The 12,827-nt window shown below is 60.2% G+C and carries 11 protein-coding genes and 1 pseudogene; 7 read left to right on the top strand and 5 right to left on the bottom strand.

Going from position 1 to position 12,827, the window contains the following annotated elements; translation table 11 throughout:
• Nucleotides 1-1,402 precede the first annotated feature (1,402 nt).
• From AC2FAN_RS20280 to AC2FAN_RS20260, 5 genes and pseudogenes are all read left to right on the top strand, one after another.
• Nucleotides 1,403-1,699, top strand: a complete 297-nt coding sequence (locus tag AC2FAN_RS20280) for a SemiSWEET family sugar transporter (RefSeq protein ID WP_485176073.1) — start codon at nucleotides 1,403-1,405, stop codon at nucleotides 1,697-1,699.
• 794 nt (nucleotides 1,700-2,493) lie between these two features.
• Nucleotides 2,494-2,934: a Ros/MucR family transcriptional regulator gene (locus AC2FAN_RS20275; RefSeq protein WP_265055245.1), complete on the top strand. Its 441-nt coding sequence runs from the start codon at nucleotides 2,494-2,496 to the stop codon at nucleotides 2,932-2,934.
• 1,244 nt (nucleotides 2,935-4,178) lie between these two features.
• Complete coding sequence (locus AC2FAN_RS20270; RefSeq protein WP_265055244.1) at nucleotides 4,179-4,499, top strand: hypothetical protein; 321 nt, start codon at nucleotides 4,179-4,181, stop codon at nucleotides 4,497-4,499.
• Nucleotides 4,500-5,074: 575 nt separating this feature from the next.
• Nucleotides 5,075-5,476, top strand: a complete 402-nt coding sequence (locus AC2FAN_RS20265) for an MOSC domain-containing protein (RefSeq protein ID WP_442865080.1) — start codon at nucleotides 5,075-5,077, stop codon at nucleotides 5,474-5,476.
• Between the two features lie 162 nt (nucleotides 5,477-5,638).
• Nucleotides 5,639-6,453: pseudogene (locus AC2FAN_RS20260) on the top strand (transposase).
• Nucleotides 6,454-6,574: 121 nt separating this feature from the next.
• On the opposite strand, the gene AC2FAN_RS20255 reads toward AC2FAN_RS20260, so the two are convergent.
• Both AC2FAN_RS20255 and AC2FAN_RS20250 read right to left on the bottom strand, forming a co-directional pair.
• Nucleotides 6,575-6,784: a hypothetical protein gene (locus AC2FAN_RS20255; protein ID WP_265055243.1), complete on the bottom strand. Its 210-nt coding sequence runs from the start codon at nucleotides 6,782-6,784 to the stop codon at nucleotides 6,575-6,577.
• 29 nt (nucleotides 6,785-6,813) lie between these two features.
• Entirely contained in the window at nucleotides 6,814-7,047 is a 234-nt protein-coding gene (locus tag AC2FAN_RS20250) for a hypothetical protein (protein WP_485176072.1), read from the bottom strand.
• Between the two features lie 410 nt (nucleotides 7,048-7,457).
• Between AC2FAN_RS20250 and AC2FAN_RS20245 the strand changes: the two genes are divergently transcribed.
• A complete protein-coding gene (locus tag AC2FAN_RS20245; protein WP_476807956.1) occupies nucleotides 7,458-8,213 on the top strand; it encodes a DUF72 domain-containing protein in 756 nt (251 codons plus the stop codon).
• Nucleotides 8,214-8,229: 16 nt separating this feature from the next.
• On the opposite strand, the gene AC2FAN_RS20240 is transcribed toward AC2FAN_RS20245, so the two are convergent.
• Nucleotides 8,230-8,496: a hypothetical protein gene (locus AC2FAN_RS20240; RefSeq protein ID WP_485176071.1), complete on the bottom strand. Its 267-nt coding sequence runs from the start codon at nucleotides 8,494-8,496 to the stop codon at nucleotides 8,230-8,232.
• Nucleotides 8,497-8,706: 210 nt separating this feature from the next.
• On the opposite strand from AC2FAN_RS20240, the gene htpG reads away from it, so the two are divergent.
• Nucleotides 8,707-10,587, top strand: coding sequence for a molecular chaperone HtpG (gene htpG, locus AC2FAN_RS20235; protein ID WP_485176070.1), 1,881 nt, complete (start codon nucleotides 8,707-8,709; stop codon nucleotides 10,585-10,587).
• Nucleotides 10,588-10,621: 34 nt separating this feature from the next.
• On the opposite strand, the gene AC2FAN_RS20230 is transcribed toward htpG, so the two are convergent.
• Together AC2FAN_RS20230 and trhA are read right to left on the bottom strand one after the other, a co-directional pair.
• Nucleotides 10,622-10,870: a hypothetical protein gene (locus tag AC2FAN_RS20230; RefSeq protein ID WP_265055239.1), complete on the bottom strand. Its 249-nt coding sequence runs from the start codon at nucleotides 10,868-10,870 to the stop codon at nucleotides 10,622-10,624.
• A 1,125-nt stretch (nucleotides 10,871-11,995) separates the two neighbouring features.
• A complete protein-coding gene (gene trhA / locus AC2FAN_RS20225; RefSeq protein ID WP_485176069.1) occupies nucleotides 11,996-12,700 on the bottom strand; it encodes a PAQR family membrane homeostasis protein TrhA in 705 nt (234 codons plus the stop codon).
• Between the last annotated feature and the right edge of the window lie 127 nt (nucleotides 12,701-12,827).

The following is a 12,827-nucleotide window of genomic DNA, read 5'->3' as shown; positions in this document are numbered from 1 at the left end:
CGGAGCGAGCTCCGTGACACAAGGCACGAGGCCCGCCACCAACGCCGCTCTGCTCGCGGCCGGGCTCGATCCCAGACTCGGTGAGGGGGTCACCATTGGCGTCCGCCTCGAAAGCGAGCTTTCCGCCAACACAAGACCCTGGGCGGAAGCGCTCAGATCAGAATGCTTCTGAAGTTGCAGAGCCGGCATACCGATCTTGTGTTCGCTTAGTCTACCGAACATGCACTTGGCTCAGGTCTGCCTTCCAGCGGCCTTCGCATGTCGGCAACTGGCATCACTCTGCCGTTATCCGCAACGAAAAGAAACTGAGCGCCGCGAGGCCCGGACGGCGCGGAGCATTGATCGGCACATGCGAATCGACGAGGCGCGAGAGCACGGTCTGGCGTAGGCGCGCCCCGAAGGCACATGAATGCGGGATCTAAGGGACTTCGATAAGCTTGAGTAGCCCTTCTCGGTGCGGCCGCTACATCCGCGGCAACGGTCCAACCGGAGGGGGCAGGCATCCGAGGATTCCGCGCTCACAACGAGATAGGCGCTCGGTTAGTTCACACAACGTCCCTGGCGCGGGCCCCCCCGCGATCCGGCAGTTTTCGATGATCCGGCGTGCACCAATTGCGCCCGATATTCCGTTCGGGCTCGGAACAGCGGGCCCGCTGCCTAGTTGCCTTCAAAGCTGCCGCTCGCCCAGCGCCGCTGTGCGGCGAATAACGTTAGGAGACCCCGTCATGGCAGATGACTCCAGGGCTAGATCTCGGGGTGCCGACAAACCCGTCACTCGCAGACAACGCCAAGCGGTCGAAGTAACGGACGAAGTCATGGAGGCAACCTCGGAGGGCGTCAGTGAATTCGAACAGCTGCTCATCGATGAAATCCAGGCTCGGCCGTTGCGGGCGCTGAGCTGGGCCGCGGCGGCAGGCGTCCTCTTGGGCTTCTGGGCGGCTCGGTAAGTTATGGGCGCGTTGCTGGCCTACGTCACCGCCCAAGCCACGGCGGCAATCAAGCGCGCTGCGCTCAGCTACGGGCTAATAATCGGAGCGCTACTCATTACCATTTTTGCGCTGGGCTATGCGATTGATGCAGGCCACGCGGTACTAGCGCTTCGATTTGGACTTGTGACGGCCAGCCTTATCGTCGCTGCGGCGCTCTTTGCTGTCGCGATTGGCTGCGGAGTAATCGCGTATCTCATCAGCGGCCGGCCCCGTGGACGCGCCTCATCGGCAAGTTCCCCATATAGCCATCCCCCATACCCGAATCCGTACTCCGGGCGGTTTCTGATGGGGGCGGGGGCTGGTCTTGCAGGGATTATCAGCCTAGGGGCGCTGCTGATCCGGTTTAGGATCCGCCGTTCCAGGCTGGAGAGGTTCAGAAACGGCAGGGCAAATCCACGTCGGGCCGATTCCAGATGAACTGGATCGCTGTTGTAGGCTCACTAGCAGCATTGTGCTCCATGATCAGCTTCGTCCCGCAAGCTTGGCGCATCGTGAAAAGTCGTGACACGCGCGCAAACTCGCCCACGACCTATTGCTTTACTGTAACCGGCTTCGCTCTCTGGACGGCTTACGGTATTGGCTTAGGAAAATGGCCTCTCATCGTCACAAATAGCGTGTGTTTACTCCTCTCGGCCTTCATTCTTGCTATGACAGCGCTTCCGCGAGCCAAGAGAGACGCGGTGGCTGACACCCTCGACCCGAACGCCTGAGCCGCTTGGCTCGGACCCGATTGGGTCCACCATCTCCGCGAAATCCGCCAGCCGCCCAGTTCTTTGCGCTCTGTAATGAGCCGCCTGACACTACGCGTGTGACCTCCATCGCACCGGTGAGCTTCTAAGTCGTTTCGGGCCGCGTCGATTCACCCACACCTTTGGTGAATTCGATTCATGCGCTGCAGCGCCTGCTTGTTCGTCTGGGTAGCACCCGCAAGGTTGTGTTAGGATCGTCGCGCCGACCTGGATGCCCAGAAGAAGGTTTCCGGAGACTTTATCGGGGCGGCGTGCTTGCTAGGTCGCTACCAGCTTCCTTGATATCGACAGCAGCGGCCTCGCGCGGCGCGGCGACCGAAACGCGACCGTACAAGTCGGGCCAAGGCATCAAGACGCGGCGTTGCGCTGAGCGCTGGCGAATAGCTGATCACGGACACCCGCCTTACCTCTGACACCAGCGCCACAAGTATTATGATCTTGATGTAGTCATCCGTGATCTTGTGGATATTGTTAGAGCGGAGCCAAAAGCGAGGCCCGCTAACAGGCCCGCCACGCGCTTGCCCCCACCTCACTCGAAGCGCCGTGCCTTTCCATTTGGCTACCGCGGGCTTCTATCTGCTGGAAACTGCGATAGGCAGCCGCGTTCTGGCGGTTTAATTGATTTCCGAGTTTAGTACCTTGCACTTCAAGTAAGAGGCTCAGTCCTTCAATATCTCTGGCATAAAAATACCTTGTCGAGATTCTCAGGATCACTAAACTGATTGCCATCGACTTCATTCTCAAAGAGAGAAAAAATGTCAGAAAACGATCTGGAAGTGGTCGAGTTGGTTGCCGGAATCGTGTCGGCATTTGTGTCGCATAACAGTGTGATACAGGCCGATCTGCCCGCGCTGATCGCCAGCACGCATGCAGCGCTGGCGGGCCTTGGACAGGCTCCCGCGCCGGCTCCCGGAGAGAAAGCAGCGCCAGCGGTATCAATCAAGAAGTCGATCACGGCCGATTGGCTAATCTGCCTTGAGGACGGAAAGAAATTCAGGTCGCTGAGGCGCCACCTTCGTACTGCTTTCGATATGACGCCAGAGCAGTACAGAGCTAAGTGGAATCTGCCATTAGACTATCCGATGGTCGCGCCCGCCTATGCCGAGACGCGCTCGCACCTCGCCAAGAAAATGGGCTTGGGTCGTAAGGTGCAGGCCACGCCTGAGAAGCGGGGTCGGTCAAAGGCCACAGCCTGAATATTCAGCTACCTCCTACACAGCGGGTGCTGGCCGAGTGCGGTGTAGCGATTTGCCGCAGCCGGCGATTCGTTCATTCGAAGAACTCATCTGCGGGATCGGGCTCAAGGGGAAGCATCGATTGTCCCCGGCGTTGCCATTGAGCCCAGACACTGGCGCATGGGTGCATCGCGTTTACGCCAAGGTCCGCCAGCCATCATTCGCCCGGATACACTGGCAGCAAACGGTGTTATGCCGGGTGGCTTTAGCAAAGCCACGAATGCTATCGCGCAGCCTCCCAAGCCTTCCACAATCTTACCACTTCAGTGGTGTCCAAGAGCCACTTGGGAAGATCACCCAGATCAACGTCGACGAGCGGTTCGTTTTCGTGCAGAAAACCTGACTTTGTCGTTTATCGCGCCCTAGCAGGCGTGCCTTCGCCCCCTGGCGATCTCGCGGCTTCAGCATTAGTTGTCCTCAGAGTGGGTACGCGGGAATGTAACCAAATGGGACCGAGCGGTTGTCGGGGACTTAGAAGGGATCCGCCGAGTCGCCTCCCCGTGGATTAGCCGAGGCACCGTAGCCTTCAGCCAATAGCTAGTAGTTGGCTTCGTAGGGAGCTTCCAAGTGTCGCGTTAAACCTCGTACTCTTGCAACTACTGCCACATTAATTGCGTGTCCCGAAACAAATTCAAATGTCGGGCTGATAGTTGCGCGTGCTGTGGCGCACTACAGAGATTATCCACGCCCACCCTGATCATGTCTTTTGATAAGTCGTCGGCTCGAGTTTTGCGCTTTCCTCAGTTGCTACGCCTATGCCGGCCCAATCTGAAACAATGTGTACCGCGTGGGGCCAATGTCGTTGAAGCGCAACAGAGCATGTTCCATTCCGAACTATGACGAGTGCAGCGTTCATCTGCTGAGCGCATTTTTCAGCGTGCCCGGGCGGACCGAGCGAGAACGGCAACTGCGTAAGGCAATCGAAGCCCTTCTCGTCGATCTTGTTGAAATGCAGTTCGCTCCGACCCCATCGAATATTGTCCAGTTTCGTCGCAAGGGACCGCTCAGTTCGGCAGTCTCTCGCGCGCGATCGCGCGCGGATGACGCCGAAAAACTGTAATTGCACTCGCGGTCGAATATCCTACCAGTTCGGTGGTTCCGATAGACTCTGACTCTACCCACCAGATGAACGTAACCCTGTCATCGCTGTTCACCCCCCGTTGACCCGTGATGGTCTTCAGTGCTGCCAACTGAAGGAGACCGTTATGAGAAACCTACTCATCGCCGCCGCCGTAGCCTTTGGCGGCCTGACCGCCGCAGCCATGGCGTCGGAAGCTGTGCCGCAGTCTCTTGCGGAGCATCTCGACAAAGCGCCGGCTGAGTTCACCCAATCCGCCGCGTCGCAGCGTCGACACATGATCATGGAGGAGACGATGCGGCAGCAGCGTCGCGACCAGTACCGCGGGGGTGGCTACGGCCGCGGACCTGGATACGGTCGCGGCTATGGTCCCGGCCCCCGCTACTACGGCCCGCACCCGGGCTACCGCCGCCCGCCACCGCCGTATGGCTACGGCCCGCGCTGGTGATCTAAGCATTAGGCGCCGCTCCGAACGGGGCGGCGCCTTGGGGAAGTTCTTCGTTCGAATTCCCGTTATGGAGAGCGGCACCTCGGCACACATCATTGTGTGTGCCGTTTGCCGTCTCGTGATCACACCAGCGTCGGCTGGGCCGGCGCTCAGATCCGTCCACGCCGGCTAGTTTTGCGGTCGCGGCCTTGCAGTCGAGTTTGTCGTGCATTTCAAAGATGCCCTTGTGAACTTGCCTGGCGAACCAAAGCGCCACCTTGGAACGAGAACCAATGCGCTTGAGGAGCGTTTCAAGCTCCCAAGGGAGCGCCGCAGGGCGCCATTTGAAGAGGTTCGATATGATCAGATTGATCCTGGCCGGCGCAGCTGGATGGATGCTTGCAACTCGTCCCGAACTTCGTGAACGGGTGTTTGACTTAGCAAGGGATGTCTTCCAGCGTTTGACCGCCCGATAGAGTTGATTGGACTCAAATGTGCGCTTTGATCCTTCGTCGCCGCTTGCCAAGCTCTTGAAGGCACCGGTTAGATCAGGACAGGTTGTCTGGCTAGGCATCCGGCCACGCCGCCGAGAGCCCATGCTCCCGGTCGAGACTGCAGACTTCGACCTTGCAGGTGGCGTGATAGGCGACCGTTATGCTCGTGTCGCCGGCAGCCGCCAGGTAACTTTGATCCAAGCTGAACACCTTGCGGCGATCGCTAGCCACCTGGGGCGCTCGAACGTGCTGCCATCCGATCTGAGGCGTAACGTAGTTACCCAAGGCATCAACCTCGTCGCGTTGAAGGAGAAGCGCTTCTGGATCGGTTCCGCCATTCTCGAGACGACAGGAGAGTGCCATCCCTGCTCTCGAATGGAAGAGATCCTCGGGGTGGGTGGATACAATGCGGTCCGCGGCCTCGGAGGCATCACGGCACGCGTCATCCACGCCGGAACTGTCAACTTGGGCGACGCCCTTTCACCGCTCTTGCCTGGCGACTGACAACGCCACGACCGTCAAGATCGACAGCCGCTTTTCGGGTTCCTGGCCGGTCACGAGCCTGACATCGTGCCCGGCCTGCCCTTGCGGGAGCCAGAAACGGCTGGACTCGCCCCTACCCGCATCGCGCTCGGCCCATGTTGGTGATTTGCGAACGAGGCGGGGCTGCCTGCCCGCCATGCGGCCGATCGGTTCAGGATCGGCATCGCGACGGCGATCGTCTGGGCGCGCCGGGCGCGGGAAACCGGAGAGCGCACGGCACGGCAGCAGGGTCAGCCGCAGCGCTCCAAGCTCTATCCGCATGGAGCGTATCTGCAAGGCCTGATCGACGCCGACTGCGACATCACGCTGGCCGAAATGCAGGCGAAGCTGCTCGAGGAGCACGGCCTGAAGGCCGCCATCGGCACGCTCTGGAAGTTCCTCGATCAGCGTGGCCTGACCGTCAAAAAAAGACCGCGCACGCGGCCGAGCAAGACCGCCCCGACATCGGCGAGAGGCGCGAAGCCTGGTTCGACAGCCAACCCGATCTCGACCCGGCCCGTCTGATCTTCATCGACGAGACCGGCGCCCGCACGAAGATGGCGCGACTGCGTGGCCGGCCAGCGACTCACCGGCATGACCACGCCAATGGTGCTCGACGGCCCAATGAACCGCGAGGCCTTCCTGGCCTATGCAAGCCAGGTTCTCGCCCGACGCTGGCACCAGGCGACATTGTCATCATGGACAATCTGCCCGCCCACAAGGGCGACGCCGTGCGCCAGGCCATCGAGGAAACCGGAGCCACGCTCGTCTTCCTGCCGCCCTACAGTCCCGACTTCAACCCAATCGAGAACGCCTTCGCCAAGCTCAAGGCGCTCCTGCGAAAAGCCGCCGAGCAAACTGTCGAAGGCCTCTGGCGAACCATCGGAATAATCCTCGACGCATTCACTCCCGACGAATGCAAAAACTACTTCAGCGCTGCCGGGTATGAGCCGGAATAACGTGAAAATGCTCTAGATCGTTCTCGTGCTCGCCCCGCCACGTCAGCGGAAGACGGAATCCGCTCTCGTGCAATTTCTCACCATGGTTCAGTCGTCGCACCGCGTCGGTTGGCGCACCGCCTTATTGAACCGGCTGATGCTTCGCCTGCTCCTGGCTGGCTTTTGCAAGCATTGCTTCCAGGGCGACGAGCGCCGTCATCGATAACACCAGGAGAATATCAGCATTGCCGACCGTCTCGAAATGAACGGTGGCGTCACCGCGGGGGTCACTGCTCACTTCGATTCTCGTCGGTTTGACAACAGGGACTTCAACCGTAGGCTTCTCAGGCATGGCTCTCACGGGGATAGTGGGAATCGCGGTTAGTCGTCGCACCGGGTTAGCATCTTCCCGGACGGTGTCGCGAAATAGCACTCGTCTTCGTAGTGAACCGGCGTTCCATCTTCCAGGGAATAGGAGACGCCCGGAACGCCTGGTCTGTCCTGCCAGACGATGACCGTATAGCGCTTGCCGTCGGCGTCCTGGCAAGTCTCCCGATAACGCTCGCGACGCGTCGCCGAGGGCGGCGGGACGGGGAAGATGGGTGTGTGCAACATGGCCATGGCGACACCGTCACGCAACCAACTGATGGCCTTCAACCTATGTCCCCCAAGCGGGGTTCCGCAACGGAACGAATCATTCCGACGCTCGTTGGCGACTCAGTTCGTTGCGTGGGTTGTGTTCAATGTGTGCGCGTCGGATTCTCAGAGCCGGGCCGGCGGCGGGGGTCGTCAGAGGTCCGGTGACGCAGCGGCGCAAGGTCGAGCGCGATCTTTTCGTCGAACCCACCCGAGCGCGTGGAGCCCTGCCTCGCGCTGCTCTAAAAGCGGGTGCGGCCCCTTCCCGAGAGCCTCAAACACTGATTATGCGCATCTCGGCAATCCGATTAACGTCAAGGGGCTCAGGCGAACTTCGTGCCACATTGCGTTGTGGAGTTATTCATTAGTCTTCGACCCGCGAGTTGATCATGCGATCTCAAAGCGGCATTCCGCTCAAAAGTCGATTGTTCATCGGTACGGCTGGTTGGGCCATCCCCAAAATCCACGCTCCGAACTTCCCGGCCGAAGGAAGCCATTTAGAAAGGTATGCCACCGTCTTCTCAACTGCCGAGATCAATTCGTCGTTCTACCGGCACCATCGCAGATCGACATACGAGCGATGGGCCACGTCAGTGCCAGACCAATTCCGGTTTTCCGTGAAAGCGCCGAGGTGGGTGACACATTCCGATTGGCTCGACATATCGTCCGACCTCGAGGCATTTTTCGCGGAATTGGACGGCCTGGGCATCAAGCTGGGGCCGGTATTGATCCAGCTGCCTCCAAAGCGAACATTCATTTCCAGTGACGCCGATCGCTTCTTGTCCGCTTTCCGGCGCCCTCGAGACGTGGATATTGTATTGGAGCCCCGACATGCGTCATGGTTCGGAGCGGAGGCAGAAGATCTCTTGAGAGAATACAGGATTTCGAGAGTCGCAGCCGATCCGCCGCCAGCTGTGGAAGCAGACGAGCCGGGTGGATGGAAAGGTCTCACTTACATTCGTCTGCACGGTTCACCCGAGATCTACCGGTCGTCGTATTCGCGAGATCGATTGAAGTTGGTTGCCAACCGGATGATCGCAACCGCGGGATCGATGGCTTGGTGCATTTTTGACAATACGACGTCATACGCAGCCGCTGGCGACGCGCTCGCGCTCAAAAAGATTATCGGGAGCGAACCTTTCTAAGCGACTGGCCTAGCCATCACTCTGCGGCGCACTGCGCACCTGACTGGCCTGCGATCGCGCTGCGGGTACGGGGTGATGCAGATGAAGGGCATCCGGGCGTCTCTTCGGATGAGGGCGATGGCGACGACTGGCCGGTGCTCAGGCGTAGGATGCGTGCAACATCTTTCTGGTCGGCATCCCAATTTGGCTCGGAAAGTCGTCGAGCGTCGCCAAACACGTACTGAATCGGATCGACGCCTTCTTCAACGAGGCGGGCGATCCGAACGGCGGGGATGTCGAGCACCTAATCAGTATTCTCGGCCGGCCGCTTCACTCACATCGCGAACTGGCCGAGCAGAACGGGGCCATCCGGGCTTGAACCGGTACCGGCAAGGCACAGAGCCGCTCTCATGAGCGGTCCCGTTGTAACATCCAGTAGACGGGTACTTTCGCAGTTGAAGGACGATCCCTAAATTCGGCCAACATGATCGACGACCTCTCTGGATACTAACTAATGACCGCAACCACCACCGAGCACCGAAGCTTCGAAGCCGACGTTTCCCGCCTCCTGCATATGATGGTGCACTCGGTCTATTCCGACCGGGACGTGTTCCTGCGGGAACTGATCTCCAACGCGGCCGACGCTTGCGAGAAATTGCGGTACGAGGCGATCGCTCATCCCGACCTGCTCCGCGAAGAGCCAAAGCTCGCGATCACCCTTTCTGCAGATGCGGAGGCGGGCAAGTTGGTCATCGCCGATAATGGCATCGGCATGAGCCGGGACGAGATGATAGAGGCCCTCGGCACCATCGCGCGTTCGGGCACACGCAGCTTTATGGATCGCGTTGCCGCGGCCGAGGGCAAGGAAGGCGCCCAGCTCATCGGACAGTTCGGCGTCGGCTTCTATTCGGCCTTCATGGTCGCAGGCGAGGTTCAGGTCGTCAGTCGTCGCGCCGGCAGCAGTGAGGCCTGGGCGTGGGAGTCGGACGGCAAAGGCGAGTTCACAATAGCACCCGTTGCCCTGGAGGAGGCGCCGGCGCGTGGCACGCGGGTCACTCTCCACTTGTTGGACGACGCGAAGACCTATGCCGAGCGCTGGACACTGGAGCGCATCGTCAAGGAGCAGTCCGGCCATGTCCCGGTGCCCATCGCGCTGACCGAGAAGCCTGGAGCGGAGGCGACCACGCTGGCAGACGGCGCCGCGCTATGGACCAAGCCAAAGAGCCAGATCTCGAAGGACGAATACGCTGATTTTTATCGGAGCGTCGCCGGGCAGTATGACGATCCGGCCGCCACGATCCATTTTCGCGCAGAAGGCCTTCACGAGTACACCGCGCTCACATTCGTTCCGGGCGCCCGGCCGTTCGACCTTTTCGACGCCGACCGGAAGGGGCGGATCAAGCTCTATGTGAAGCGAGTCTTCATTACCGACGAAGCCGAGCTGATGCCGCGCTATCTTCGCTTCGTCCGCGGCATCCTCGATACCGCCGACATGCCGCTCAATGTCTCCCGCGAGATGATTCAGGACAGCCCGCTGCTCGCTGCGATCAAGAAGGGCGTCACCAACCGTGTGCTGACCGACCTGACGAAGCTCGCGGAACAGGATGCTGAAGCCTTCGCAAAAATCTGGGAGAACTTCGGCGCCGTCATCAAGGAAGGGCTTTACGAGGACTACGAGCGTCGAGCCCAGCTGCTTGGTCTGGCCCGCTTCCGGACAACGGCCTCCGGCGAAGGTTTGCGCAGCCTCAAGGACTATGTTGGCGCGCTCAAAGAGAACCAGACGGCGATCTACTACATCGCTGGTGACGATGCTCTCAGGATCGCGACCTCGCCGCAGCTCGAAGGCTTCAGGGCGCGCGGGATCGAAGTGCTGCTGCTTTCCGACCATGTCGACAGCTTCTGGGCGTCGGCCGCACCGGATTTTGAGGGCAAGCCGTTCAAGTCCGTGACGCAAGGGGCGGCGGATCTGGCACGCATCGCCTTGCTCGATGGGGCCTCGCTTCGATCAAGCGATACCCGCGATGAGATCGTATCGCTGCTAGCGTCGATGAAGGAGATCTTGGCCGACCAAGTCGCCGACGTCCGGACCTCCGACCGGCTGACCGACAGCGCGGTCTGCCTGGTGGCATCCGATAACGGTCCAGATCGCCAGTTCGAACGCCTACTCAGTGCCGCAGGCCGCATTGACAGCGCGGCAAAGCCGATACTTGAGGTCAATCCCCACCATGCGATGGTCGCTACCCTCGCGACAGTCAGAGAAGCCGACTTGCGTGCAGATGTGGCTCACCTTCTCCTCGACACCGCTCGCGTGCTGGACGGCGAACGTCCCACCAATGCCCGTGGGTTCGCCGAGCGGCTGAGCCGCGTGGTCGCAAGAAGCCTTGGAAAGACCTAAGGAAAACGCAAGCACACTTGGCCGCTGGCCTTCTTCAGTGAAGCGTTGCTCCGAAGCGTTTCCTAAAGGCTCCGGCCTCGTCCGGGTCGTAAAAGCTGACACGGATCCGCTTCTCCAGCGGCTCCCAGAGAATGCGAGCTTGATGTGGGATATGGCGCTCGATAAGCCATATCCCGATATCATAGAGGTGCTCGTTCAACGTTGCTGCGTTGAGCGGCAGATCGACATCAAAAGCGCCTTTCAGTCCAACACGCGTTGTCACGGCGACGGCAGATTGCTGCATGTCGCCCTCCTTTTTCTCGTGTGCCCATCGTGCCACGTTACCCCTGCCTTTCCCGCGTTTCCATTCGCAAAAGACCACTGAGCATACGCCGTGTTCTTCACGAGATTGCGATTGAGGTCGGGTGCCCGTCCGCCCACCAGACTGGCCCGCGCTCACCGAGAGTTCCCTTTGCGGAACCGATGCGAGCGCGAGCGGCTTTGACATCGCCGTGGCCACACTCGGCATATTTGAAAGAGGGGCGACCATCCATGAGTTCAGCGACAAGCTGATGACGTCCCTCTTCAGACTGGCCGATCCAGAATCTGCCGGCGACACGAAGTAGCGACCGTCCGGTTTCGTGGGATAAGGCCTTGTCTCGGGCTGTGGGTGTCGAGATCGTGATCCGAAGGCCTCGAGGTCGTGGGGAATGCAAGATGCTTCGGTAGGTCGGCACAACCGAGCCGAGTTGCGGCGATAGCCCCACTTTAGCTGGGAGAATGACCGCCGCGCCGCCAAAGGATCGTCAAAGCTCACCTTCGAAAAAGCCAAGCAGCGCCGCGGCAAGCTCCTCCGGCGCGTCTTCCGCCATATAGTGACGACTTGGAATTGACGCCCCGCGGACCCTTACAGCCCACTTCTGCCAGACTGCAACCACATCTCCGTCGTGATCCAGCAGGTCGTCCTTTTCCGACCACAGCGCAAGGGCCGGGCAGGCGATCTTGCGCCCATTGTCTCGATCGTCTCGATCATGGTCGGCATCGACGCTCAGCCCGTACGATAGTCCGCTAGCATGCCGTGAACGGTCGCCGGGTGGGAGATCGCCTCGAGGAAGTCGGCATAGTTATCCAGACTCTCGGGTTCACCACCGTGGCCGGTGGGCCGACCTATTGGGTCGGCGAAGCGATGGGCAGCGTGAACTTCATTGATCTCTTGCAGGTTCCCAAACCGACCGCGAACAGGACAAACAGCAGGTTTGCCCGTGATGCCCACCATCTTGCCGGGCTACTCATACCGACAATCTGCTTTTGCTTGTAGACAGAGCGGCCTCTGGTGGAACCTCCGCAAATCGCAGACCTGGGCCTTGCGGACGCGCGCGAGGAGCTTCGCGTGATCCTCGAAGACTTTCGGGAGGAGGACCGCCGCAGCTCATGCAGCCGGCACTATAGCATACGCCCGAAACACGGCCCCATAAAAGCAGCCTGAAGCCGCAAGAACGAAGCCGTGCCAGATCGCATTCTGAAACGGCAGGCTCTCCCAAATGTGGAAAATGACACCGATCGAGTATAGAAGGCCGCCCGCGACGATCAACCAGAGGGTGCCCTCAGGCAGAAGACTCACGCTTTTCCAGATCAGGAGCCCACTCCACCCGATCAGGAGATAGAGCGCGATCGACAGGCGGTCGAACCGGCCGGGCAAACCCACTTTGATCGCCACGCCGGCAGCGGCGGCGAGCCATACGATGCCGAGGAGAGCCTGTGCGAAAATGCTCCCGCTCAGTTTCATCAGGAACGGGGTGTAGGTGCCGGCGATGAGGACGTAGATAGCCGAATGGTCGAAACGCCTGATGAACCACTTGCGCGGCGAGATCGGCCACATGTTGTAGGTGGCCGAAACGATGAGAGCGGCGAGCAGTGCAGCACCGTAGATCAAAACTGGAATCAAGTCGAAAAGCGGCGCGCAGTTCGCGACCTGGATGATCAAAGCTCCGACGGCTCCAAGTCCTAGGGCAACGCCGAGGACATGGATCACGCCGTCAGCCCAGAGCTCGGCGCGCCTGAAGGCGAAGCGTCCAACGACTGGAACGTTCACAGCGCTTCCTAACGTGCTGGGCTGGTGGAGTTGGTTTGGCATCTACCGGGAGGCCGTGTCATCCCAATGTCAGCCCGTGCCGCAGCATCAGATGCCTGCCAAAACAGCTGGGTCATAAGGCACCCTATGCCGCGGCAATCGAAGCTGGCGCGGAAATTGTCAACGGTCA

The sequence above is a fragment of the Allobosea sp. RIT-PG3_2 genome (assembly GCF_057321085.1).
Note: the sequence above shows the minus strand (reverse complement) of the source record. Positions and strands in the feature narration are given on the sequence as shown.

What these genes read in the sequence shown, in the direction of transcription:
- AC2FAN_RS20280 (WP_485176073.1), top strand. Translation starts at nt 1,403, where the DNA reads ATGAACTGGATCGCTGTTGTAGGCTCACTAGCAGCATTGTGCTCCATG.
- AC2FAN_RS20275 (WP_265055245.1), top strand. Translation starts at nt 2,494, where the DNA reads ATGTCAGAAAACGATCTGGAAGTGGTCGAGTTGGTTGCCGGAATCGTG.
- AC2FAN_RS20270 (WP_265055244.1), top strand. Translation starts at nt 4,179, where the DNA reads ATGAGAAACCTACTCATCGCCGCCGCCGTAGCCTTTGGCGGCCTGACC.
- AC2FAN_RS20265 (WP_442865080.1), top strand. Translation starts at nt 5,075, where the DNA reads ATGCTCCCGGTCGAGACTGCAGACTTCGACCTTGCAGGTGGCGTGATA.
- AC2FAN_RS20255 (WP_265055243.1), bottom strand. Translation starts at nt 6,784, where the DNA reads ATGCCTGAGAAGCCTACGGTTGAAGTCCCTGTTGTCAAACCGACGAGA.
- AC2FAN_RS20250 (WP_485176072.1), bottom strand. Translation starts at nt 7,047, where the DNA reads ATGTTGCACACACCCATCTTCCCCGTCCCGCCGCCCTCGGCGACGCGT.
- AC2FAN_RS20245 (WP_476807956.1), top strand. Translation starts at nt 7,458, where the DNA reads ATGCGATCTCAAAGCGGCATTCCGCTCAAAAGTCGATTGTTCATCGGT.
- htpG (WP_485176070.1), top strand. Translation starts at nt 8,707, where the DNA reads ATGACCGCAACCACCACCGAGCACCGAAGCTTCGAAGCCGACGTTTCC.
- AC2FAN_RS20230 (WP_265055239.1), bottom strand. Translation starts at nt 10,870, where the DNA reads ATGCAGCAATCTGCCGTCGCCGTGACAACGCGTGTTGGACTGAAAGGC.
- trhA (WP_485176069.1), bottom strand. Translation starts at nt 12,700, where the DNA reads ATGCCAAACCAACTCCACCAGCCCAGCACGTTAGGAAGCGCTGTGAAC.